The following is a 22,785-nucleotide window of genomic DNA, read 5'->3' as shown; positions in this document are numbered from 1 at the left end:
GCCCTGCGGCCGCGGGCCCCAAAAAAACAATAAAAAAAGCCAGCTACCCAAAGGCAACTGGCTGATATTTTAATGGAGCAAAAGCGATTAGATAATCAAACGCATGGGCTCCTCTAGAATGTCGCGTAGGGTCTGCAAGAAACGAGCGCCCTGAGCACCATCCACCACACGGTGATCGCAAGAAAGGGTCACTTTCATGAAGTTAGACTCCTTCACTTCGCCCTCTACCATCACAAGGCGAGGCGCAATGCGACCCACCGCCAAAATGCAGGCATCGGGTGGATTGATAATGGCTGTAAACTCGTCAATACCAAACATACCTAGGTTAGAGATCGTGAAAGTATTGCCTTGCATTTCTTGTGCTTGCAAGCGGCGATCTCGGGCTTTGCCCGCCAATTCGCGAATTTCCGTAGCAATTTGAGACAAAGATTTTGTATCAGCGGCATCAACAACGGGAACCACCAAACCTTCATCCATGGCCACCGCCACGCCAATATTTACATAGTCGTAGTAGCGGATCGCATCGCCCAACCAAGAGGCATTGATGCTAGGATGTTGTTGAAGCGCCTTAGCTGTTGCCTTGACCACAAAGTCGTTATAAGAGATAGAAGTCTCGCTAATGCCCTTGATATATTGGCGAGTTTCCATCAATTTGTCCATGCAAATTTCCATGGTCAAATAGAAGTGAGGCGCATTGAATTTGCTTTCGCCTAGGCGGCGGGCAATCGTTTTGCGCATCTGGCTCAAAGGAACATCTTTGTAGCCGCCTTTGGCCTCGGGGACCTTGGGCGCAGCCACTTGAGGACTAGGCGTAGCCGCTACAGGAGCCGCTTTTTGGCGCTCCATATAGGCCAAAATATCTTTCTTCACAATGCGTCCGTCATCGCCAGAACCTTCTACTTTGCTCAAGTCGATGCCCTCTTCTTTGGCCATTGCACGGGCCAAAGGAGAAGCCTTTAGGCGGCTATCATCAGAAGAAGAAGTTTCTTTTTGGGCCAAAGGTGCTTCTAGTTCTTGCACTACCTCTTCGGCGGGAGCAGCCTCTTCCGTAGTGGCCGAATCATCTGCATTTGCCTGGGCCAAAAGGGCCTGAACATCCTCCCCTTTATCACCAATTACGGCAATAATTTGATTGACAGGTACCGCGCTGCCTTCCTCTACACCAATGTGCAAAAGTGTTCCTTCATAAAGACTTTGAAACTCCATGACGGCTTTATCCGTCTCAATTTCGGCCAACAATTCGCCGATTTCTACAGCTTCGCCTTCTGCTTTATGCCAAGCCACCAAAGTACCCTCTGTCATCGTATCACTGAGAGCAGGCATTCTTACAATTTCTGCCATAGGATGTTCAGTTATTAATTTATTTAATATAATAGTTGTTTATTCTTGCTGAAGCCAAGGCCTCGGCTCAAAGATAGTAAGCTTTTCTTAATGTCCTAAAATTATTCTAGGCTTTCCTCTAGAGTTAGAGACTATCTATTGTTATGTAGTTTTTTTGGGGCCTCCCGCCGCCCAAAATAGGGCGGGCGGCGGGCGCTATGTTGCGGGGCTCGCAAGCCTGCTCGGCCCTTCGCAAAACTTCGCTAGCGCTCGTTTTGCTCGGTCTGGCCTGCGGCCACCCCTCCACAGCGCTAGGCCAAATAGGCCCTCGGCTTTATAGAATAGCGCCTGACTATTTTTGTTCAAGCCATTTAAGATAAGCTTTTACTTTTTCGTTGGGGACCGTCATGGAGAGTTGGTAGTGCTCTATTTTCCAGTCGCCATTTTGGTAGCTCAAAACAGCCGTGGCCCGACAAGGGCCCATCCAAGTATCCAGCAGTTCATCGGCCCAGGCGGTTTTGCCGCCTTGCTCATCTATGCGGATATGCCGCTCTTTTACGCTAAAATCCCAAGCTGGGGCTTTCTTGAAAGCGCCCTTGGCCCATTTTCGCAGCTCGTCTCTATACCATCTTTCTCCAGCATCGGTGCCAATATAAATGCCTTTTTTCGTCATTTTGCCAAAAAAACCATCGGCATCGGCTGCTTTGGCCGCTAGATGCCATTGGTCCATGAGGGTATCTATTTTGGCCTGGCTTTCTTGGGCCCAAGAGCGATTGAGGCAGCCTTCTTGTCGGCGGCTATCCACCAAACTAATGATCTGCCATTGGCCATCGGCCTTTTGGCGGAGCGTAAAATGATTGGCCCCACAATGACTGAGATTTCCATCGAGATAAAAGCTGTAGGGGGTCCAAACGCTAGCCAATGGCCCATCTATTTGAAGGCGGTAGTCCCAGAGTTTTTCCTCCCATTCTTGTAGTCTCGGTTGGCGGGCAATGGCCATTAAAAAGGCGGGCAGGGGACTGCGTTGGACCTTATCGCCAGCTACCGTGAGTAGCTCCATTTGGGGGGCTAAGAGCGGCCGCATTTTGGCCGAGTCGCCGCTATGCAAATGCAGAAAAAAGCTATCGACGGTGGCGATGAGCGCAGGGCGCTCATCTTTTTGGGCCCAAAGACTCAGCTGAAGGAGCAAAAGGGCCAAGACTAAGCTTAGTTTTTTCATGATATCCAATGTTTGTGATCAAGAGATGCTTGAACTCATAAAATAAAAAAAGCTCCCCAAAGGGAGCTCATTTCTTAGATTGGTCTAAGGGAAACTTAGACGTATTGGGCCGCATAGCGATTAAACTCCGCCTTGACTTTGGGCAAATCAATGATAAAGCCCAAACGCTTACGCCCAGCATTTAGCTCTTCGGCTAGTTGGGCAGCAGCTTGTAGAATCAAAGCAGGAGATTGCTTGCAAAGCGCAATGTATTCAGTCAATTTAGCAGCTTGGCCCTCTAACCAAAAGGCCGACCAAAGATGGTGCAAGGCCTCAGGAACCGAGCTAAGAATGTCTGTAGCTCGCTCCGGCGACTTGTAGGGCTCATTGCTAAAGAGGTTGTAGGCAATGCTAGAGGGATCGCCTTCTGCTCGGAACAACTCGATGATCCAGCGGCTTTTGTTGTATTGTTGGACCAAGGCATTTTGCTTTGGATGATACTTAAAGTCGCTCTCATTCACATAGCGGTTCCCCATGCGGAGATGGTTCATAAAGTAGTATTTTGGCGCAAAGTTTTGTTTGAGCGGCCCATCGTATAAGCTGATAAACTGCTCCTGAGAGAGCAATTCATATTCATGATAGAAAGAAAAGGCCGATAGCCCAAAGAGCCAAGCCGATAAGTTGGGCGCCATGGCCGAGCTGATTTGGCTGCCCCAAAGGCCATTGTTGTTATGCTCGTAGCAGTAGATTCTGCCTTGGTCTTGGCCACTGCCATAGAGCTGGTAGAGGTAGCTATAGTAGCCATAGCGGTAGCGGCCATTTTGCTGCTGCTGAGGCTGGTCCAAACAAATTCCCCCCGTAAACCAATCAATGATATGATCATAGGGGTATTCTTGTTGCATAGAGAGCAGGGCGGCCTCAAAGAGGTTTTGGCCTGCGGCCTGTTGGTCCAAAAGGACTTGGTTTTTCGGTAGGGCCAGCAAAAGGCTATCAAAGAGTTCTCTTTGGCCAATGGCGGACCAAAGCGCATAGAGTTGGCCTAAGTCTTCGGGCAGGGGCATGCCCCAAAGCTGCTCAAAATTAGCCTTCATCTTGGCCAGCGCTGCCGATTGGTCCTTAGCCAAAAGCTGCGGATAAATTCGGCCCAACATCTCTTGATAGCGGCTAGGGAAAAACCCATTGGGGCCAGGCGTCAATAGATCGTCTAGGGCTACAGTTAATAAAGCAAAGCCCTTGCTGCTACAGGCCGTCCCATCGGCAAGGAAATACTCCCGATGATCTTCTTGCCCATTGGTTTTATAGTGAATTTCGTAGCGGTCTACTCTTTGGTCGACCTGATTCATGAAGCGCTCTTGGCTATAACTTTTGTTGCGGTAAAAATGATGCAGGCCCTGGGCTTTGCCTTGGGCGTATTCGCCTGCTCTAGAGACCTTGCCGTCGTTGTGGTAGCGCTTGAGCGAACCATGCAAGACGCCATGATCATAATTGGCCTCACAAACGAGGCTGGCATCGGGCCGCCACCATTTCCAAAGGCCATGCTTTTTGCCCTGCTTATCATAAGGGCCCAATTCCCATTCATAATCGCTTTGGTTCCAGCAAGCTTCTTTAGGGACCGAAGCGGGCTTGTGACTGAGGTAGTTGGTGACCTCTTGGCCATTTTTCAAAAGATAGCGCTTGCCAAGGGCTTGTCCATTGACATAGCGCTGTAAGACTTTGACAATTTGGTTGTAGTAGACCTCTCTGGGGAAAGGCTCCTTACTATTGCCCGAGCGTTGGCGATAGAAGGCCAACCAGCCATCTAGCTTCCCATTTTTATAAGACCCTTCCTGAGAAATACTGCCATCGGGATGATAGCGGCGATAATCATTGATGTGATTGCCCTGCTCATCATACTCCATTTCCATCCAGAGTTGGCCATTTTTTCGCCAGATTTTCCAAGGGCCAACGGTGTTTCCGTTTTCGTTAGTTGCGCCGGCTTCCCAGCGGCTTTTATTCGGTACCCATTTCGCCTCCTCGGGCAAATTAGCGGGTCTATTGGGTTGTTTTGCCATGCTAGTTAATTTTTGTGTTTCAGTTTAGGGTTTTTCCTTGGCTTTTGCAAGTTTTTCTAGGCGCAAAGCCGCCTTTCTGCGCCCTACAGGCCCAAAGGGCCGCAGGCTGAGCTGCCGTAGCAGGGCCGCCGCAGGCGGCAGACCCAAGCCCGCAGGGCTGCAGGGCCGAGCAGACCTGCGAGCTGCGAAGTGGAGCGACCCGAGCCGAAGGCGAGGGGCAGCCCCAAAAAACAGACAGCATAGGCCTTCTAGCGCTTAAAATAACGCATTAGTCTATAGAATTAAAGTTTTAGCTTGAAGCTCCGAACAAGCAAACAAAAGGCAAGCAATTCCAACACACTCACCTAATTTTAATCCTGATGCTTGACTTTAAACCACTATTATTTTTTTGCTTTTTGGCCATCTTCGAGCCAATTAGTGCACAAACAGTTGTTCATCAAGAAGACTTTTCGGCCAGTTTAGGGAGCTGGTCGGCTATTAGTCTGAGCGATGACAGTGATATCTGGACCGCCCAAAATGGAGCCGCTAGCTGTAATGGCTTTGGCGGGGCGGATGATGAGGATTGGCTGGTTTCTCCAGCCATTAACCTAGATCTCTATCAAGAGGAATATTTGCTCTTTGATTATAATGATGGCTATGCTGGGCCTAAACTTAGCCTCTTTTATTCGACAAATTATAGTGGGGGCGGAACCGCCGCCGACCTGGCCGCCGCCTCTTGGCAGCCCCTTGCCGATCGCTTAATTAATATTGAGGCCCTGAGCTGCTTTTCTACCCTCTTTCAACGGCATCCCGCTATTGCTCTGGATACGATTAGCGGCACAAGCGTGCATTTTGCCTTCCGATACATAGGCTACAATAATCAAAGTAAATACTACAAGCTCGATAATATCCGTATCCTAGCCAATTATTATGCGCCCATAAATAGCGGCCAAACTTGCTGCAACCTTAAGTCTAGTTTGCACCAATTGGTCCGCCAACAGCGTAAAATTGATTATACCTCTAGCGATTATGACGTCTGGGATGCCATTTTGCAGACCGATTTGAGACCGAACGATGCCGGCATAGCCACAATTATCTGGGATGTATTTACCGATTTCCCCCATACCACCGGAGAATACGAATTGGATCCCTGCAGCGACAAAGATCAAGGTTCTTGCCCTGGCGGAGAAGGGGGCTGCTACCAAAGAGAGCACTCTTTTCCTAAGTCTTGGTGGGGCGGGGGCACCACAAATTCTGATACGGCTTATACCGATTTACATCATATTCTGCCTTCAGATGGCAGCCTAAATGCCTCTAAAAGCAATCTGCCGCCGGGTATCGTGACCTTGCCCAGTCGAACGGGCAGCAATGGCTTTTTGGTTGGCGATAACCCCAGTTTGCCTTGTAGCAGTAATTATTTTGAGCCCATAGATGAGTATAAAGGCGATTATGCCCGGATGTATTTTTATATGGCCTGCCGCTATGAATCCGATTGGGCCAGCTGGCAGTCGCTTAGCCCCGAGGGCAGCTGCGCCATGATTAGCAATAGCTGTACGGCCTATGCGCCCTGGCTACTCCAAATTCTGCTCAGCTGGCATGAAAATGATCCCGTCAGTAGCAAAGAATTGGACCGAAACAATGCCGTCTATAGCATCCAAGGCAACCGAAATCCCTTTATCGATCATCCTGAATGGGTTGGCCAAATCTGGGGCGATGCCCTAGGCCAAGGCTGTGCTCAAATGATTCTTTTGGGCCAAGATGAACTCGATTTTGAGGCCGAGCTGCTCAGTAGCCGAAGGGCCGATATCATCTGGCAATGGCAAAATGCCAACCCCCAAGCTCAATTGCAGCTTTTTCGTAGCCAAAACGCCATAGACTGGCAGCTTCTGGGGCAGTTTGAGGCCCAAGATCATTATATCGACCAAAATATTAGCCCCGAAACGACCTACTATTATCAACTAAAAACTAATCAGCAACAGTCGCCCATCATTAGCCTGCATAGCCAAGAACAGGCCCCCCTGAAAATTGCCCCCAATCCGGTCCAAAATGAACTGACCATCTATTGGGCAGAAGAGTCAAAGGGAGAGGCCGCTATCTATAATCTGCAAGCTCAATTGCTCAAAAAAGCAGCCTTTAGCGCCAAACTATGGCAGCTCAACCTCAAAGATTTGCCCCCAGGAGCCTATCTGCTGAGCTTGCAAAAAGGCCAAACCGTACAACAATTCAAGTTGCTCAAAGTGAACTAGCTGCCAAAGGAGGATTTGGGGCCCGCGGCCGCCCCAAATAGGGCGGGCGGCCGCCGCTATGCTGCGGGGCTCACAGGCCTGTTCGGCCCTGCAGCCGCCTGCGGCGGCTTTGGTCTGGCCTCCGGCCACCCCTCCGCAGCGCTGGGCCAAATGCGCCGATGAGCCAATGAAAAAAGGGCCCCCAACCTAATGGTTGGGGGCCCTTCCTGCCTAGCCGATTTGGGCTAGCTCTAGTTGTGCTGTGGCGAGGCCACAGGCACTTTCTTTAGCCAAGCCGAAAACATCCAATGACGCTTCTCTAAGGCCTGCATCATGTTCATAATTAAATGAATGCTGGCCGTATCGCCAGTCTCTTCCGCAGCTTGCACCACCCCCAGCATTTCCCCCAAAAGGGTTTCCATATCATCCACAATCTGCCAAACCATATCCTCTGGGGCCAAATCACTTTGGGCCTCCTTGATTTTGGCCATTTTTAAATATTCCGCCAAGCGATAAACAGGCTTCTTCCCGAAAATCCGAATGCGCTCCGCAATGTGGTCAATGTTCTCATGAGCAGCCTGATAGTCTTCCTCGAATTTTTCATGCAACTCAAAGAAGTCGCGGCCCTCTACATTCCAATGAAACCCCCGCAATTTATGATAGTAAAGCTGGTAGTTGGCCAGCAACTCGTTTAGGGCATGAACAATAGATTGACTCTCTTTTTTTTCGAATCCTAACTTTTGGTAGGTCTGCATATATAATTTTATAAGATGAATAAAGTAAAAGAAAAGAACTTGGGCAGCCAAGGAATATAAAGCCACTGTTCAGCAAACTCAATCTCGCTCTTCCCAAAATTTAAGGCTAAAAACAAGCCTCTTTCCGCTTTTCTCTATTTACATAACAGCTTTGTCAATATATTGTTTGCAGTTTATTCACTTTTTTGCGTCTATTTCTTTTGGCTAAAAGAAATTGGATGCTGCCCGATTTGCGGGAAAAGCTGTATTTTGGACCAGCAAAAGCCAGTCTATCACTCATCAGAAGCCTATTTTATGAAAGCGCTAATACCTGTAGCAGGCGCAGGCACCCGCCTGCGCCCGCATACCTACACCCAACCCAAACCCCTTATCCCCGTGGCCGGTAAACCCATTATTGCCGCTATTATTGAGCAGTTGCAAGAGTACGGAATCGAGGAGTTTGTTTTTGTCATTGGCTATCTAGGCGATAAGATCCAAAAGTATATTGAAGATAGTTATCCCGACCTCAAAAAGGTCTTTATCTATCAGGAAGAACGCCTCGGCTTAGGGCATGCTATCTGGCTGGCCCAAAAGGAGTTTATGCAGGAACCCGAGTTTTTGATTATGCTGGGCGATACGATTCTAGATGGCAATCTAAAAGGGATCTTTTCTAGCAAAACAACCTGCCTAGGAGTCAAAAAAGTAGAGGACCCCCGAGAGTTTGGGGTGGTGGTGCTCGATGAAGATCGCTATATCCGTAAGGTGGTCGAAAAACCCCGCATCCCCAAATCTAATATGGCCATTGTGGGCATCTATAAGATCTGTGAAGTACCCGAACTAATTGCGGCTCTTAGCTATATTATTGAGCATGAGGTCAAAACTATGGATGAGTTCCAACTGACCGATGCCCTCATGCAGATGGTCCGTCTAGGCTGCAAAATATCGGTCTGCCCCATTAGCAATTGGTTTGATTGTGGCAAAAAAGAAATCTTACTGGCCACCAATGCTATGCTGCTGCAACGCCGCGACCGAGAAGAAGGTACCCACTATAGTTTTACGAATACGATTATTATCCCCCCGTACGCATTGGCAAAGGTTGCAAAATAGAAAACTCTATCCTTGGCCCTAATGTGTCGGTGGGAGATGGCGCCCAACTCAAACAAGCCATTATCTATGATTCTATTATTGGAAATTATGCCAGTATAGAAGAGGCCGTCTTGCAACGCTCTATCATTGGTAGCGATGCCTCGGTAAAGGGCCTTAGCCAAAGCCTAAATATTGGAGATAACACTGAAATTGACTTTTCCTAATGCGCTTTTTCCCTCTCTTGCTCTTGCTACCACTGCTGTTCTCTTGTAAACATCAAGCCGATGACTATGTCGTCAAAGGCCTAGATATTTCACACTATCAAAAACGAATCGATTGGGAACAGTTTGATGAAAAAAAGGTCGACTTTGTTTTTATTAAGGCCACAGAGGCCGATAATTACCAAGATTCTCTCTTTGAGCATAATTGGGCGGCCCTGCAGAAGAAGAACCTAGCCATAGGGGCCTACCATTTTTTTAGACCTCAACGCTCTGCAATCGCTCAGGCCAATTTTTTTCTCCAAACGGTGCCCCTTGGCCCCGGCAACCTGCCCCCCGTACTCGATGTAGAGGAACTAGATGGGGTAGGGGCAGAAAAACTCCGCCTCGGCGTCGCTCTTTGGCTCAACAAGGTAGAAGAGGCCTGCCAATGTAAGCCCATTATCTATAGCTCCATGAAGTTCTATGAGGATTATCTGCATCCAGAGTTTCAAGATTATCCGCTCTGGATCGCTCGCTATAATCGCAAGATGCCCACTACCAAAAATTGGCTGTTTTGGCAGTATACAAATAAAGGCCGACATCCAGGCATTCCCGCCCAGGTCGACCTTAATGTGTTTTCCGCTAGCCGCCAAGAGCTAAAGGCTCTCTTGCTCAATTAGGCATTGCCCTTAGAGCGAAATCCAATGCTCTTTTTATTAAAGAGCTGCTCTTCACTATCAGCCGCTAGTCCCGCTACATCGGCATAACTTACTTGCTGTAAGGATAGCTGCTGCCGCTCTTCTTCTGTTAGTGCAGCCAAACGCAAACTCTGCCTACGACTGACCTCATTGATCAACTGACGGACCGAACGAGCATTGCCAAAGTATTTGTCGCGTACTTCATAAAGCTGCTCCAAATGCCGACGAAGATAGTCCGCCGCAGCTTCTTCCAACTCTAAGCCCTCTTCTCCTAACATCATCAAGGCAATAGAATACAGCTCCTCGCTTTTGTAATCCTCAAATTTCAAGATTTTGTCAAAACGAGAACGCAATCCCGGATTGACCTTGAGGAAGCTCTCCATGTTCTCCGGATAACCCGCAGCAAAAACAAAGAACTGCCCCCTAGAGTCTTCCATCCGCTTGAGTAAGGTCTGTATGGCCTCGGCCCCAAAATCACTCGCATTGGCCAAATTGCCATTGCCGCCAGAGATCAACGCATAGGCTTCGTCTATAAAAAGAACGCCTCCCATAGCCTCATCTATGCGCTCAGAGGTTTTTATGGCGGTCTGCCCCAGATAACCCGCTACCAAACCCTGACGATCGGTCTCTACCATATGCCCCCGCTCCAAAATACCCAAGGCCTTGTAGATCTTGGTCAAAATACGAGCAACTGTGGTCTTCCCCGTTCCCGGATTCCCCACAAAAACAGTATGCAAAAAGAACTTATTGAGCACATTCCTATGACTCAATCGATAGAACCGAACCAACTGTACCAATTCGGCAATCTCCGTCTTGATGTTCTGCATCCCAATCAGTTCATTGAGCTCTTTCATAGCCTCTACCAATAAACGCTCATCTATCGGGAGGTTGGGCAAGCGCTTGGGACTCTCCAACTCGATCCGCTGAACATCTTCCAAACTAACGGTCTCTAATTCCTCTTTGCTAAATTCCTGAGGCGCCTCGCTAGCCATAATCCGCAAACCCAAATTGATTTTGGCCTCCTCAATCAAATCGTAAACAAAACGAGCATTGCCAAAACTACGGTCCCTCGACCGAAAAGCATCTACAATCATCTGATCCAAGGCTTTCCGCCCCGCTTCCGACAAAATAACAGCCTTCTGCTGACAAGCATAGTTGGAAATCGCCGATAGCTCATCAGGCAAGTAGTCGCTAAAGTCAAAGAATAACTTAAAACGAGAACGCAAACCCGGATTAGAGCTTAAGAAGTATTTCATTTCCTTAGGATAACCCGCCACAATGACAGCCATATCACCCGGACCATTAGACATCTCTTTGACCAAGATCTCAATCACTTCTCGACCAAAGTCCTTGCTGTCATCATTGGTCCTCGCTAAAGCATAGGCCTCATCAATGAACAAAACACCCCCACGAGCTTTCTCTATCGCATCCCGAACCTTAGGCGCAGTCTGCCCAATGTATTCCCCCACAAGGTCCACCCGATCTACTTCATGTACATGCCCCTTAGATAAAAGCCCCATGCTAGAGTAGAGCCGCCCCATCATTTTGGCCACGGTGGTTTTCCCCGTCCCCGGGTTCCCCTGAAAGACCGCATGTAGACTCGTTTCCTCCAATTCCGCAAAGCCCTTCTCTCTACGTAGCTGCAAAAATTGTAGGTAGTTGGCATGGTCGCGCAACTTCTGCTTGATGGCCGCCAAGCCTATCAAACGGTCCAAACCTTGCATCACTTCCTCAAAATCTTCACCCTGTCCATCCACTCCTGTTAAGGCCATCGGCTGAAATTGATTGGGCAAAATACAACCCACTATCCCCTCCTCAGCCTCTTCATCTACCGTAAACGGCAAAATCGCTAGCAGTTGGTCCATGAAAATGATTTCAGCAGTATATTGCCCCTTGCTCCAAGAACCCTTTACATTAGACCCCCACTGCAACTCAATCTCCAAAACTGCTTCCTCCGCCTCAATGGTCTGCAAATGCGTGGCCTCGCCCTTGAGCTGACGAGCCGCATTGTATACCCGTACTACCAACTCACAATGCCAAGATTTAGCCCGAAACATGTTCTCTAAACCCAAATCTATATGTACATAACGAGTCTCATTGGCCGGGAAGGTCTTGAGGTACACTTTCTGCTCCTCTGTCAACTCCGCATTATAGGCCGCCTCAAACATTTTAGCCGACTTTAACTGCAGATAATGCTTAATATCTAAGGTCTTCTTCCCCGTATCCTCTATATAAAAGTACCGAGTCGCTACTTTCTCCCCATCCACATAAGCTTCCCAGTAGTAACTACCAGCCTTCCAAAAATTACCTGCTTTCTTGTTTCCCCATCCCTCTCGAATATAAACACAGTTGTCATAACGACTTACTTTGCGCTCAAAACTAAGGTCGCAAAGCTCTTTGCGCCCCTTCTTTAGAGAATAACACTTGAGATTGACCTTCACTACCCAGTCCTCCTCATCAAATAACTTATTATAAAAGGTCAGCTCCGCATATATATGGGCCGTTTCATAGCGGTCAAATACTTGCCGATATTTCTTTTTATTGCCCGCTAACCATTCTACCGTACAGTAGGTCTTGAGATCCAAGTATTTGTACGGCTTAAAGTTCGGGTCGAGTAATTTTGACATAGATCGCTTTTTATTAACTATCTAATATAGTTGTTTAACTTCCTTTCTGCAAGTTTTATTTCTGGGGCCCGCGGCCAGCTTGGCAAAGCCAAGCTGGCCGCCGCTATGCTGCGGGGCTCACAGGTCTGTTCGGCCCTTCAGCCGCCTGCGGCGGCTTCGGTCTGGCCTTCGGCCACCCCTCCGCAGCGCTGGGCCGCTCAACAACTTTTTCTCTCTGAGCATTCCGCTTCGGCCCCCCATTCTAGAAGATAAAAAGACTCCTCTTCATATTTTAGCGCCTAATCGCTTATAGCTCAACGCTAGTAGGGGAGCCCCCGAAAAAAGCAATAGGACTATTTAGATGCCCCCGGAGCTACGATGTAACGATCCAGATGGCTCCGGCGCCACGCCAGAGCCAAATGTAACGATCCAGACGCCTCTGGGGAATCCCCGGAGCCAAATGTAACGATCCAGACGCCTCTGGGGAATCCCCGGAGCCAAATGTAACGATCCAGACGCCTCTGGGGAATCCCCGGAGCCAAATGTAACGATCCAGACGCCTCTGGGGAATCCCCGGAGCCAAATGTAACGATCCAGACGCCTCTGGGGAATCCCCGGAGCCAAATGTAACGATCCAGACGGCTAGGGGGAATCCCCCCGCTCAAATGTAACGATCCAGACGGCTAGGGGGAATCCCCCCGCTCAAATGTAACGATCCAGATGGCCAGGGGGAATCCCCCTGCTTAAATGTAACGATCCAGATGGCTAGGGGGAATCCCCCTGCTTAAATGTAACGATCCAGATGGCTAGGGGGAATCCCCCAGCTCAAATGTAACGATCCAGATGGCTAGGGGGAATCCCCCAGCTCAAATGTAACGATCCAGATGGCTAGGGGGAATCCCCCCGCTTAAATGTAACGATCCAGATGGCTAGGGGGAATCCCCCAGCTCAAATGTAACGATCCAGACGGCTAGGGGGAATCCCCCCGCTTAAATGTAACGATCCAGATGGCTAGGGGGAATCCCCCAGAGCTAAAGGGAAACTTGCTGTACACTCATTATTATAGCTGGTTTATTGGCTAAGGGAAACAGCAGCTTAAAGACAAAGTTCTATAAATAGACAAATTGGAGTAGCCTACTATATATATAGAGAATTTAGCCCAAAGCAAAAGGGGCGGGTCCAGAAGGGCGCGAAGCGCCCGCGGCTGAGGGATGGAAAGCAGTGGCCCGAAGGGCCAGACCCAGCAAAAAAGCGCAAAGCGCTTTTTTGCGCAGGGCCGAGCAGACCTGCGAGCTGCGACACAGCCCGACCCGCCCGCAGGGCGGGGCAGCCCCAAAAGAAAATATCAAAAAACATCCATTTCCTTAAAGCTCGCCAGTCTTATGGCCTAGGCATTAGGCCTAGGAAAGTTGCCTGCCATTAAGCGGCGGCTAGAAAGGGCCAAAAAAAGGGCCTTGCAGAATATTTTTAGGAATCAACAGTCTATTTCTTAGCGAAGTCTTATCTTCAGTAGAAAGAGAGGCTAGCCTTGGCCGCCTAAGTAACAGAAATAACCCTCTAGCAAGATGAAAGAAGACATTCTCGTCCTTAAACATATCTATAAGCGCTTTCCTTTGGGCGAAGGAGAGTTCACGGCCCTTAAAGACTTAAGCTTAAATATGCAAGCAGCAGAATTTTCGGGCCTAGTGGGTCCCTCGGGCTCAGGCAAAACCACCTTACTTAATATTATTGGTGGTTTAGACCAACCCTCGGAGGGTGAGGCGATTGTTTTGGGCCAAGACGTGGCCAACATGAGCGCCAAGGCGGCGGCCAACTTTAGGAATTTGGAGCTGGGGTTTATTTTTCAGCAATTTAACCTCTTGCCCGTCTATACTGTTTTTGAAAATGTAGAGTTTCCCTTACTGCTTCAAAAAAAGAGCAAGGCAGAGCGCCAAAAAACCGTAAAAGAAGCCCTAGAGTGGTTGGGCATTGCGCATTTGGCCAATAAAAAACCCGATAAACTATCGGGCGGAGAGGGCCAAAGGGTGGCCATTGCCCGCGCTATTGTCAAACGGCCCAAGTTAATCTTGGCCGATGAACCTACTGCCAACCTAGATGCTGCCAATGCACACAATATTATGCGTCTGATGCGCCGCCTGAATCAAGAATTAGGGACAAGCTTTCTATTTTCTACCCATGACGAGAAAGTAATGGCCTACCTAGAGCGCATCATCCATCTTCGAGACGGAGAAATCGAAAAGGATGAGGCCCAAATCCCTAAAACAGTAAGCGAATGATAGCCTGGACCTTAGCCTATCGGAATCTGAAGGGGGCGGGACTGCGGACTTGGCTCAATGCGAGCATTCTCTCCCTTGTTTTTGTCTTGATTCTATTTATCAATGGGCTGTTAGACGGCTGGAACCAGTCGGCCAAACAAGATAGTATTGCTTGGGAGTTTGCTGCGGGGCAGTATTGGGCCCAAGGTTTTGACCCCCTAGACCCCTTTTCTTATCAGGAGGGCCTAAAGGATTGGCCCCAAAGCCTAGAGGGAACGCCTATATTATGGCGGCAGGGGAGTATTTATCCCGATGGGCGGATGTATCCGCTCATTATCAAAGGGATTCCCGCCCAACAAGAATTATTGGCCTTGCCTACGGCTCTTTTGGCCCAAAGTCAGGCCCAGTTTCCCGCCCTCATTGGTCACAGAATGGCCAAAAACTGCCAGCTCCAAAAAGGCGACCGTCTTTTGATGCGCTGGAGAGACCAAAAAGGCAGCTTTGATGCTCAGGAAATAGAAATAGCGGGCGTTTTTGATAGCCCACTGCCTAGCGTGGACCAAGGGCAAATCTGGGTAGACCTCTTGAGCTTGCAAGCTAAAACGGGCCTAGAGAATAAAGCCAATATTTGGGTGGCCGCCAAGGCCAAACCGCAGTCGGTGGCTGGGGCCAATTGGCAAGAATTGGAGGTTCTACTGGCCCCCATCAATAAGATTATTGAAGCCAAAAAAGGCAGCTCGCAGTTTAGTTATTACATTTTGTTGGCCATAGCCCTTTTGGCCCTTTTTGATACTCAGGTGTTGTCTATATTTAAGCGGCAGAAAGAAATTGGGACCTATATCTCCTTGGGCATGAGCCCAAAAGAAGTTCAATTGCTCTTTACCTTAGAAGGAGGGCTATATGCCATCTTTGGCCTCTTCTTGGGCGGTTTATATGGGGCCCCCTTGCTCTATTATTTGGCCCAAAACGGCATCCCCATGCCTGAAATGGCCGATGAAATGGGCGTGAGTATGGGCAAGGCCATTTATCCCGTCTATAGCTGGATCCTCATTCTAAAAACGAGCTTGATTATTTTAGCCAGCTCTTTTCTGGTAAGTTATTGGCCTGCAAGGAAGATCGCTCGGATGAGCCCCGTTGCCGCCCTAAAAGGAAAACTACAATGATCTACTTTCTACTTAAAGGCATTTGGCGAGATCGTTCTCGCAGCTTTTTCCCCATCTTGGTTACGGCTATGGGGGTATTGCTCACGGTTTTCTTGTCGGGATTTATGCAGGGGGTATTTAATGATATTATCGAGCAGAATGCTCGCTTAGAGACGGGGCACCTCAAAGTAATGAGCCGCGCCTATGCCGAGCTAGCCAGCCAAAAGCCCAATGACTTGGCCCTTTATGAGGCTGACAGCCTACTGGCCCATTTGCGGCAGGAGTATCCCGAGCTCATCTGGACGCCCAGGCTTCGCTTTGGGGGGCTAGTAGATTTGGCCAATGCTCAGGGAGAAACGAAGGCCCAAGGTCCTGCCAATGTAACGGCCCTAGACCTCAGTACCCCTAGTTTGGGAGAGGCCCAAAGATTGAACCTGCAAAAGTCCTTATATAAAGGGCGCTTGCCAGAACAGCCGCAGGAGGTCCTCATGGGGGAGGAATTTGCTCGGCGCTTGGGCATAGAATTGGGCCAAAGTTTCAGTTTGATGGGCAGCACGATGGAGGGCAGCATGAGCTTTAGAAACTACCAATTGGTGGGCGTCATTCGTTTTGGGGTAGTGGCCATAGACCGCAGCAGCCTTATTATGAACTTAGCCGATGCGGAAGATTTTTTGGATATGCAAGATGCGGCGGCAGAGATCTTGGGCTATTTTAAGCACAATAGTTATTCGGTCAAGCAAGCTAAAATCATTGCAGAAGGCTTTAATGCGGCCCAGGCTGATAACCCCGATGAATTTGCGCCTATTATGCTTTCGCTCAGAGCACAAAACAACTTGGGCCAATATGTAGACTATGCCAATAATATGTCTACTTTGATTATAGGCATCTTTGTGCTGGCCATGTCTATTGTCCTTTGGAATATGGGGCTTTTAGGCGGCTTGAGACGCTATAAAGAGTTTGGTATTCGTTTGGCATTGGGCGAGGCCAAAGGGCAAATATATGCGGCCCTTTGTATAGAGTCTTTACTCATTGGTGGCTTAGGCTCTTTTTTGGGCACATTAGTCGGGCTGGGGCTTTGCTACTACCTACAACTATATGGTATTGACCTAGATGGGGCCTTGGAGCAATCTAATGTGATGATGCCCTCGGTCTTTAGGGCCAAATTAACGGTAGAATTGCTCTATATCGGCTTTATTCCGGGCCTTTTGGCTAGTCTTTTGGGCAGTATGTTAGCGGGTTTGGGCATCTATCAAAGAAGCACCGCCAATTTATTTAAGGAATTGGAGGCCTAGAAATTGGTCCAAAGGGCCGAAGGCCCGCCAGCCTAGCGATGCGAAAGGGGGGGGCGAAGGGCCGAGCGAATAGCGAGCCCTAACAACAAGGACTTTAGTCCGCAGTTCGACGACCAAAGGGAGTAACCGTAGCGCCGACGAGCAAAGCGAGGCGGAGGCCCCAAAAAAACAAAACAGAAAAGAGATGAAAAAAATATTATGTAGTCTTGTGTTAATCCTCTTTACGATGGCGCCAAACTGGGCCCAAACGGCCAGTGAGATCATTGCTAAGATGGATGAAAACATGAATGCCAAGACGCAAATCAGCCGAAGTCAGATGGTCATTCATGGCCGTCGAGGCAGCCGAACCGTAGAGAGCCGAAGTTATTCGGAGGGGAACCAAAAGGCCTATACCGAATACCTGGCCCCGGCTAGGGAGCGAGGGACTAAAATGCTTAAGTTAGGCGATCGCCTATGGATTTACTCGCCCGCAACGGATCGGAGTATTCAATTATCGGGGCATATGCTTCGGCAGTCGGTCATGGGCTCTGACCTTTCTTATGAGGATATGATGGAAGACCGAAAAATGCAGGATATTTATAGTTTGCGTTTGTTGGGGGAGGAGGAACTGCAGGGGCAGCGGGTCTGGGTTTTAGAATTAGTGGCCAAGGTAGAGGGATTGAGTTACCCCAAGCGAAAAATTTGGGTAGATCAGCGCTATTATGTACCCCTAAAAGAAGAGCTATATGCCAAGAGCGGCCAGCTGCTCAAGGAGTTAACCTTCTCGGAGGTCAAGGCATTTGGAGATCGTTACTACCCAACAATTACGCATTATAAAGATGCTCTCAAAAAGGGCAAGGGGACCGACTTTATTCTTTTGGAGTTAGCCTTAGATGAAGCGATTCCAGAACATTATTTTAATAAAAGCATATTGAAGCGCTAGCAAAGAAAAAGGGCTGTCGGAGAATTCCGACAGCCCTTTTTAGCTTTATCGTTTAGCCTTTAGGCATCTGATTTTTTCTGAGGGGCTTCTTCTAGGCGGCCCACCACTTCTTTAGCGAGGGCGAGATAATCTTTGGCGCCATTAGAGGACTTATTATACTCAAAGATATCTTTGTGCTGAGAGGGGGCTTCGGCCAGAGAGACATTGCTACGAATCTTGGTGTTGAATACCTTATCTCCAAAATACTTCTTGATTGTGCTCACGATATCGCGATTAAGAATTTTGCGGCTATCGTACATGGTGGCGATCACGCCGCCCATCTTTAGTTTCTTATTGAGTCGGAAGCTGACCTTATCGGTAATCTGTTTAATCTTGGCCAGTCCTTGCAGGGCCAAAAACTCAGTTTGCACGGGAATGAAAACAAAATTACTGGCGGTTAGTGCATTGAGGGTGAGCAGGCCCAATGAGGGCGGGCAATCAATGATAACATAATCATATTCCTCTTGAAGGGGTTCGAAGAGTTCTCGGAGGATATACTCTCTGCCGGGTTCATTGATGAGTTCCATTTCGGCCCCAGAGAGGTCTAGCGAAGAGGTGATCACATCAAAATCTTCTTTCACATTATAGGGTTGGAGTTCTGCATCGCCGCGCATATTTTCATAGATCGTCACTCTTTGTCTGGGGATGCCCAGAGAGATCGTCAAGTTCGCCTGCGGATCAAGATCGACAAGCAGTACTTTTTTATTTAGTTTGACCAGGGCGGCGCCTAGGTTGATCGCAGAGGTAGTTTTTCCAACGCCTCCTTTGTGGTTCAATAGGGATATGATAATACTCATGGTCTTCTTATTAGTCTTTACTAAATTACTAGGGTCCTTGCTAAGACAAAGGGCTAGCTCGCCCAAAATAGTAAAAAAATATCTTTTTGCGCTTTTCGCTCTCTATAATTTGCGGCTAGGAGGGGGAAAGCAGGGGGGAGGTGAAGCAATTCAAAATCGAAAAAAGTATTAGCTTTGGGCCATGAAAGAGACAATAGAAAAATTAGACAAAAAATATATGAGTCGGGCCATCTCTTTGGCTCGTTTGAGTGGGGGGAGTCAGCAGCCCAACCCTAGGGTGGGAGCGGTGATTGTGCATCAGGGGCGCATCATTGGGGAGGGTTTTCATCAGCAGGCGGGAGAGCCGCATGCGGAGGTCTTGGCAGTTCGCTCGGTCCAAGATCAGTCGCTTTTGGCCCAATCGACCATCTATGTGACCTTAGAGCCTTGTTTTCATCATGGCCGAACGCCCCCTTGTGTAGATTTGATTGTGCGGCATAAGATTCCAAGAGTGGTCATTGCCCAAGCCGACCCCTTTGAGAAGGTGGGGGGCAAGAGCATTGCTCGCTTGAAGGCTTTGGGGCATGAGGTGAAAGTAGGGGTTTTGGAAGAAGAAGCGGCCTGGCTGAATCGACGTTTTTTTCGGCATATTGGGCAAAAACGCCCCTATATTATCCTCAAGTGGGCCTGTTCTTTAGATGATATTATGGGGCGAGCAGGGGAGAACCTTCGGATCTCCAACCCCATCTCTAGTCGGATCAATCACCGTTGGCGCAGCCAGGAGTCGGCTATACTTGTGGGTCGAAAAACGGCAGCGGTAGATAATCCCGCCTTGAGCAATCGCCATCATTTTGGTCGGCAGCCGCTGCGGATGGTTTTGGACCGAGAGGGGCAGTTGCCTATGGGCTTGCAACTATTTGATGGACAGCAAGCCACAAGAGTGTATCGGGCCATTCCACCCGCCTTAGAGCAAAAGAATCTAAGCTTTGTCCAACTTCCCTATGAGCAGCTTTTGGAGGAACTTTGCGTTGATTGGCAGCAGCTAGACCTACAATCGGTCTTAGTAGAGGGCGGAGCGCAGCTTTTGCAGAGCTTTCTATCGGCGGGCCTTTGGGATGAGATTCGCATTTTGCGATCTTCTGATATTTTGGGCCAAGGCATTGCGGCGCCCATAGCGCCCAAAAACTATTTGAGGAGCGTAGCGCCTCTATTTGATAATCGGGTAGAAATTTATTACCGCAACGACTAAACTGTGTTATATCTTCTTTTGAGTATCTTTTGCTCAACGGTCTTGATTACGGTCTTCAAGCTTTTTCCTCGCTTTGGGGTAGACACCTTTGGGGCTATTGTAATCAACTACTTTGTCTGTGTATTGGCGGGGGGGCTATACAATGGTCAATTGTTTGATTTGGGCGCACCTTATATGCCCTACGCCTTCATTTTGGGGATCATCTTCATCAGTTGTTTTTATGCGGTGGGCCTGACGGTGCGTTTATTTGGGATAACTATTTCTTCGGTCCTCCAAAAGATGTCGCTTTTGGTTTCGGTGCCCTATGCTATTATTGCCCTTAAAGAGCCTGCGGACAGCTTAAAAATTATTGGTTTGGGCTTGGCCTTTGCGGCTGTATTGGCCAGCAATTGGCCCGAAAAATTAGTAGCGGGCGATAGCCGAAAACAAGAGCGGCAGCAGTATTTGGCCCAGGGCGGCAGCCTGCTATTGCTTTGGTTTTTTCCTATCTATAGCTTTAGCGGCAGTGGCCTGATTGAGGTCCTTTTACAGTATGTGCAGCAAAGCATTTTAGGGGGGACAGAGGAAGAATCGGCGGCTTTTACTACGGCCATCTTTGCTTCGGCGGGCTTGCTAGGGGCGGTGGTTTACCTCTATCAATTGCTAACTGCCAAGGCCCGTTGGTCTTGGAAAAATGTAGGGGGTGGTATAGCTTTGGGCATCCCCAACTACTTCTCGATCGTCTTTTTGCTGCTGGCCTTCAAGGTTTGGGATAAATCAGTTGTTTTGCCCATCAACAACATTAGTATTGTGGTGGCGACAGCCTTATTGGGGCTCTTTTTCTTTCGTGAACGTTTGTCAAAAATAAATTATATTGGGGTGCTTTTAGCCATTTTCGCTATCTTATTGATGGCTTATTCTCAATGATTTTGGGGCTGCCCCTCCCTTTGGTCGGGTCGGGCTGTGTCGTGGCTCGCAGGTCTGCTCGGCCCTTCGGCGCAAAGCGCCTTGGTCTGCGGCTTCGCCGCCCCACTTTCCATCCCTCAGCCGAGAAAGGGCTGGCGGTTCCGCCAGCCCGAGCAGGGCAGGGCTTTGCCCTGCCCTAGAGAAGACTGCGCCAAGAACTAGAGATTACATTTACTTAAAATAGTATCATGAAACAGATTACTTTCTTACTCTTATTTCTTTTTTATGCGGGAGCCAGCTGGGGGCAATACTATGCCTATGGGGGCTATGAATACAGCAGCTTTCAGTCGGATGAGCTCTCTGCCATTATTACAGAATTTAATGAACGAGAGGGGCATAACTTAGGCGATTTGCGAGCCTTGCATGGTTATCGGTTTGGGCTGGGGCGTTATGCCGAGCGAACCAATGTTAGCCTGGGATTTGGCTATTTTGGGCGGAAGATCAGCAGTGTCAATCCGCAACTGCTCAAGGAAAGGGTAGAGTTGGAATATAGCCTTATCTCTGCGGATGCCAGTCTGGGCTTTCGGCCTCTTAAGTCAAAGTTTCATAGTATAGGGGCCAGTTTGCATATGGGGCAGATGCGTTATCGCTATTCTTTTGGGGGCGATTATCTGGTCCCGATAAAGAACTATAATATTTGGGGCGAGCTTTATGCAGAATTGGCCTTTCCTTTTCGCTTTTTGCTAAAAAAAGAGCAACGAGACCGCTTATTTTATATCTTTAAGATTCGGCCATATTATCGGGCGTATCGTCCTTTCGATCTACAGGCTTTGCAGCAGGATTTTAATTTTGATCAAAATGTGGGCTTTAATGAAATGACGCAAAAAGGCGGGCAATTCGGCCTCCAATTATCTTTGGTGGTTCCTTTTCTGAGCAAAGAGGAGCAGCTTCGCTATAGTCGCAGTCCTAAAGCAGATAAAAGAACAAAATTAGAAAAAAAAGTAGAATAGCTAAACAGGCGCTAAGTAGGGTCCTTGAATGGCCTAGCGATGTGCAGCAGTGCGGCGCAGCCGCAGACCCAGCAAAAACTTGTTTTTTGCGCAGGGCCGAGCGAACAGCGAGCTGCGAAACGTAGCGCCGACGACCGAAGGGAGGCGGAGGCCCCAAAATAGCAGCGAGCTGGGAAACGACAACAAGAACTTTAGTTCGCAGTTCGACGACCGAAGGGAGTAACCGCCGACGACCGAAGGGAGGCGGAGGCCCCAAAATAGCAGCGAGCTGGGAAACGACAACAAGAACTTTAGTTCGCAGTTCGACGACCGAAGGGAGTAACCGCCGACGACCGAAGGGAGGCGGAGGCCCCAAAATAGCAGCGAGCTGGGAAACGACAACAAGAACTTTAGTTCGCAGTTCGACGACCGAAGGGAGTAACCGCCGACGACCGAAGGGAGGCGGAGGCCCCAAAATAGCAGCGAGCTGGGAAACGACAACAAGAACTTTAGTTCGCAGTTCGACGACCGAAGGGAGTAACCGCCGACGACCGAAGGGAGGCGGAGGCCCCAAAATAGCAGCGAGCTGGGAAACGACAACAAGAACTTTAGTTTGCAGTTCGACGACCGAAGGGAGTAACCGCCGACGACCGAAGGGAGGCGGAGGCCCCAAAAAATATTCTTATTCAAAAACTAAAAACAAGCGTATGAAAAAGCTAATTTCTTTGGTAGTAGTAGCCTTAATTGGTTGGATTATCTATGTGTCTGTATTGGGAACGCCAGAAGACAAGGCGGTTCGCAATAAGTTATTGGGTTCTGCTAAAGACTTTGGGCAGACTGTAGTGGAGGTCTTTAATCATGAGAAGGACAAGGTTGAAGCGGGCACCTATGATGAGGTTTTAGACAAATTGGACAAGGCCATTGATAACCTCAAAGAGGCTGATGAGGACCAAGACTATGCTCAGAAACTGAAAGATTTGGAGGCTGAGCGTCAGCGCATTAAAGAAATGCTTGCAGCAGGACAGAATGCAAAATCGGCTCGTTCTGCGGAGGATCCCAATGCGGCGGCTCAAAAAGACCTTCGTAAATTGGCGGAAGAGGTGGTCAAGGTGTCTGAAGAAATGGAAAAGAAAAAATAG

Annotated in this window: 18 protein-coding genes; 12 read left to right on the top strand and 6 right to left on the bottom strand. The window is 48.8% G+C overall.

What is annotated here, in order from left to right; all coding sequences use genetic code 11:
- Positions 1 to 87 precede the first annotated feature (87 nt).
- The 3 genes from SAPGRDRAFT_RS03440 to SAPGRDRAFT_RS03430 all read right to left on the bottom strand — a co-directional run bounded on the left by SAPGRDRAFT_RS03440 (position 88) and on the right by SAPGRDRAFT_RS03430 (position 4,569).
- Positions 88 to 1,341, bottom strand: coding sequence for a pyruvate dehydrogenase complex dihydrolipoamide acetyltransferase (locus SAPGRDRAFT_RS03440; RefSeq protein ID WP_002657206.1), 1,254 nt, complete (start codon positions 1,339 to 1,341; stop codon positions 88 to 90).
- 331 nt (positions 1,342 to 1,672) lie between these two features.
- Positions 1,673 to 2,539: a nuclear transport factor 2 family protein gene (locus tag SAPGRDRAFT_RS03435; protein ID WP_002657204.1), complete on the bottom strand. Its 867-nt coding sequence runs from the start codon at positions 2,537 to 2,539 to the stop codon at positions 1,673 to 1,675.
- A 95-nt stretch (positions 2,540 to 2,634) separates the two neighbouring features.
- Positions 2,635 to 4,569: a toxin-antitoxin system YwqK family antitoxin gene (locus tag SAPGRDRAFT_RS03430; protein WP_002657203.1), complete on the bottom strand. Its 1,935-nt coding sequence runs from the start codon at positions 4,567 to 4,569 to the stop codon at positions 2,635 to 2,637.
- A gap of 359 nt (positions 4,570 to 4,928) precedes the next feature.
- On the opposite strand from SAPGRDRAFT_RS03430, the gene SAPGRDRAFT_RS19805 reads away from it, so the two are divergent.
- Positions 4,929 to 6,794, top strand: coding sequence for an endonuclease (locus SAPGRDRAFT_RS19805; protein WP_002657202.1), 1,866 nt, complete (start codon positions 4,929 to 4,931; stop codon positions 6,792 to 6,794).
- A gap of 230 nt (positions 6,795 to 7,024) precedes the next feature.
- Here the strand turns inward: SAPGRDRAFT_RS19805 and SAPGRDRAFT_RS03415 are convergent, their stop codons facing one another.
- Entirely contained in the window at positions 7,025 to 7,528 is a 504-nt protein-coding gene (locus SAPGRDRAFT_RS03415) for a Dps family protein (protein WP_002657201.1), read from the bottom strand.
- A gap of 294 nt (positions 7,529 to 7,822) precedes the next feature.
- Here SAPGRDRAFT_RS03415 and SAPGRDRAFT_RS03410 point away from each other — a divergent pair, with 294 nt between their 5' ends.
- The 3 genes from SAPGRDRAFT_RS03410 to SAPGRDRAFT_RS03405 are packed head-to-tail and all read left to right on the top strand — an operon-like array spanning position 7,823 to position 9,473.
- Positions 7,823 to 8,614, top strand: a complete 792-nt coding sequence (locus tag SAPGRDRAFT_RS03410; protein ID WP_253271255.1) for a sugar nucleotidyltransferase — start codon at positions 7,823 to 7,825, stop codon at positions 8,612 to 8,614.
- Between the two features lie 23 nt (positions 8,615 to 8,637).
- A complete protein-coding gene (locus SAPGRDRAFT_RS23370) occupies positions 8,638 to 8,817 on the top strand; it encodes a hypothetical protein (protein WP_253271254.1) in 180 nt (59 codons plus the stop codon).
- Positions 8,817 to 9,473, top strand: coding sequence for a glycoside hydrolase family 25 protein (locus tag SAPGRDRAFT_RS03405; RefSeq protein ID WP_002657199.1), 657 nt, complete (start codon positions 8,817 to 8,819; stop codon positions 9,471 to 9,473). Before SAPGRDRAFT_RS23370 ends, SAPGRDRAFT_RS03405 begins: the two co-directional genes overlap by 1 nt.
- Here the strand turns inward: SAPGRDRAFT_RS03405 and SAPGRDRAFT_RS03400 are convergent.
- Entirely contained in the window at positions 9,470 to 12,118 is a 2,649-nt protein-coding gene (locus SAPGRDRAFT_RS03400; protein ID WP_002657198.1) for an AAA family ATPase, read from the bottom strand. The two genes, SAPGRDRAFT_RS03405 and SAPGRDRAFT_RS03400, sit on opposite strands and share 4 nt — an antisense overlap.
- Positions 12,119 to 13,662: 1,544 nt before the next feature.
- Here SAPGRDRAFT_RS03400 and SAPGRDRAFT_RS03385 point away from each other — a divergent pair.
- The 4 genes from SAPGRDRAFT_RS03385 to SAPGRDRAFT_RS03370 all read left to right on the top strand — a co-directional run bounded on the left by SAPGRDRAFT_RS03385 (position 13,663) and on the right by SAPGRDRAFT_RS03370 (position 17,708).
- Positions 13,663 to 14,373: an ABC transporter ATP-binding protein gene (locus SAPGRDRAFT_RS03385; RefSeq protein ID WP_002657197.1), complete on the top strand. Its 711-nt coding sequence runs from the start codon at positions 13,663 to 13,665 to the stop codon at positions 14,371 to 14,373.
- Positions 14,370 to 15,515, top strand: coding sequence for an ABC transporter permease (locus SAPGRDRAFT_RS03380; protein ID WP_002657196.1), 1,146 nt, complete (start codon positions 14,370 to 14,372; stop codon positions 15,513 to 15,515). The genes SAPGRDRAFT_RS03385 and SAPGRDRAFT_RS03380 overlap by 4 nt, the downstream gene beginning before the upstream one ends.
- Positions 15,512 to 16,786 carry an ABC transporter permease gene (locus tag SAPGRDRAFT_RS03375; RefSeq protein ID WP_002657195.1) on the top strand — a complete coding sequence of 425 codons (1,275 nt, stop codon included), beginning with the start codon at positions 15,512 to 15,514 and terminating at the stop codon, positions 16,784 to 16,786. Before SAPGRDRAFT_RS03380 ends, SAPGRDRAFT_RS03375 begins: the two co-directional genes overlap by 4 nt.
- Positions 16,787 to 16,970: 184 nt before the next feature.
- Positions 16,971 to 17,708: an outer membrane lipoprotein-sorting protein gene (locus SAPGRDRAFT_RS03370; protein WP_002657194.1), complete on the top strand. Its 738-nt coding sequence runs from the start codon at positions 16,971 to 16,973 to the stop codon at positions 17,706 to 17,708.
- Positions 17,709 to 17,767: 59 nt separating this feature from the next.
- Here SAPGRDRAFT_RS03370 and SAPGRDRAFT_RS03365 read toward each other — a convergent pair whose 3' ends face one another.
- On the bottom strand, positions 17,768 to 18,544 hold the full coding sequence (locus SAPGRDRAFT_RS03365; protein ID WP_002657193.1) for a ParA family protein: 777 nt from the start codon (positions 18,542 to 18,544) through the stop codon (positions 17,768 to 17,770).
- A gap of 181 nt (positions 18,545 to 18,725) precedes the next feature.
- Here SAPGRDRAFT_RS03365 and ribD point away from each other — a divergent pair, with 181 nt between their 5' ends.
- The 4 genes from ribD (at position 18,726) to SAPGRDRAFT_RS03345 (ending at position 22,785) form a co-directional block, all read left to right on the top strand.
- On the top strand, positions 18,726 to 19,772 hold the full coding sequence (gene ribD / locus SAPGRDRAFT_RS03360; RefSeq protein WP_037349786.1) for a bifunctional diaminohydroxyphosphoribosylaminopyrimidine deaminase/5-amino-6-(5-phosphoribosylamino)uracil reductase RibD: 1,047 nt from the start codon (positions 18,726 to 18,728) through the stop codon (positions 19,770 to 19,772).
- Between the two features lie 3 nt (positions 19,773 to 19,775).
- The gene (locus tag SAPGRDRAFT_RS03355) at positions 19,776 to 20,678 is read left to right on the top strand and encodes an EamA family transporter (protein ID WP_253271253.1); all 903 of its coding nucleotides are present in this window, start codon (positions 19,776 to 19,778) and stop codon (positions 20,676 to 20,678) included.
- Between the two features lie 227 nt (positions 20,679 to 20,905).
- Positions 20,906 to 21,667, top strand: coding sequence for a hypothetical protein (locus SAPGRDRAFT_RS03350; RefSeq protein ID WP_002657189.1), 762 nt, complete (start codon positions 20,906 to 20,908; stop codon positions 21,665 to 21,667).
- Positions 21,668 to 22,353: 686 nt separating this feature from the next.
- Positions 22,354 to 22,785, top strand: a complete 432-nt coding sequence (locus tag SAPGRDRAFT_RS03345) for a hypothetical protein (protein WP_002657187.1) — start codon at positions 22,354 to 22,356, stop codon at positions 22,783 to 22,785.

This window comes from Saprospira grandis DSM 2844 (genome assembly GCF_000275825.1).
GTDB classification, from domain to species: domain Bacteria; phylum Bacteroidota; class Bacteroidia; order Chitinophagales; family Saprospiraceae; genus Saprospira; species Saprospira grandis_A.
This window is presented reverse-complemented; position numbering and strand designations above follow the sequence as displayed.

Bases quoted from the DNA above. Each gene is read 5' to 3' on its own strand.
- SAPGRDRAFT_RS03440 (WP_002657206.1), bottom strand. From the start codon at position 1,341: ATGGCAGAAATTGTAAGAATGCCTGCTCTCAGTGATACGATGACAGAG.
- SAPGRDRAFT_RS03435 (WP_002657204.1), bottom strand. From the start codon at position 2,539: ATGAAAAAACTAAGCTTAGTCTTGGCCCTTTTGCTCCTTCAGCTGAGT.
- SAPGRDRAFT_RS03430 (WP_002657203.1), bottom strand. From the start codon at position 4,569: ATGGCAAAACAACCCAATAGACCCGCTAATTTGCCCGAGGAGGCGAAA.
- SAPGRDRAFT_RS19805 (WP_002657202.1), top strand. From the start codon at position 4,929: ATGCTTGACTTTAAACCACTATTATTTTTTTGCTTTTTGGCCATCTTC.
- SAPGRDRAFT_RS03415 (WP_002657201.1), bottom strand. From the start codon at position 7,528: ATGCAGACCTACCAAAAGTTAGGATTCGAAAAAAAAGAGAGTCAATCT.
- SAPGRDRAFT_RS03410 (WP_253271255.1), top strand. From the start codon at position 7,823: ATGAAAGCGCTAATACCTGTAGCAGGCGCAGGCACCCGCCTGCGCCCG.
- SAPGRDRAFT_RS03405 (WP_002657199.1), top strand. From the start codon at position 8,817: ATGCGCTTTTTCCCTCTCTTGCTCTTGCTACCACTGCTGTTCTCTTGT.
- SAPGRDRAFT_RS03400 (WP_002657198.1), bottom strand. From the start codon at position 12,118: ATGTCAAAATTACTCGACCCGAACTTTAAGCCGTACAAATACTTGGAT.
- SAPGRDRAFT_RS03385 (WP_002657197.1), top strand. From the start codon at position 13,663: ATGAAAGAAGACATTCTCGTCCTTAAACATATCTATAAGCGCTTTCCT.
- SAPGRDRAFT_RS03380 (WP_002657196.1), top strand. From the start codon at position 14,370: ATGATAGCCTGGACCTTAGCCTATCGGAATCTGAAGGGGGCGGGACTG.
- SAPGRDRAFT_RS03375 (WP_002657195.1), top strand. From the start codon at position 15,512: ATGATCTACTTTCTACTTAAAGGCATTTGGCGAGATCGTTCTCGCAGC.
- SAPGRDRAFT_RS03370 (WP_002657194.1), top strand. From the start codon at position 16,971: ATGAAAAAAATATTATGTAGTCTTGTGTTAATCCTCTTTACGATGGCG.
- SAPGRDRAFT_RS03365 (WP_002657193.1), bottom strand. From the start codon at position 18,544: ATGAGTATTATCATATCCCTATTGAACCACAAAGGAGGCGTTGGAAAA.
- ribD (WP_037349786.1), top strand. From the start codon at position 18,726: ATGAAAGAGACAATAGAAAAATTAGACAAAAAATATATGAGTCGGGCC.
- SAPGRDRAFT_RS03350 (WP_002657189.1), top strand. From the start codon at position 20,906: ATGAAACAGATTACTTTCTTACTCTTATTTCTTTTTTATGCGGGAGCC.
- SAPGRDRAFT_RS03345 (WP_002657187.1), top strand. From the start codon at position 22,354: ATGAAAAAGCTAATTTCTTTGGTAGTAGTAGCCTTAATTGGTTGGATT.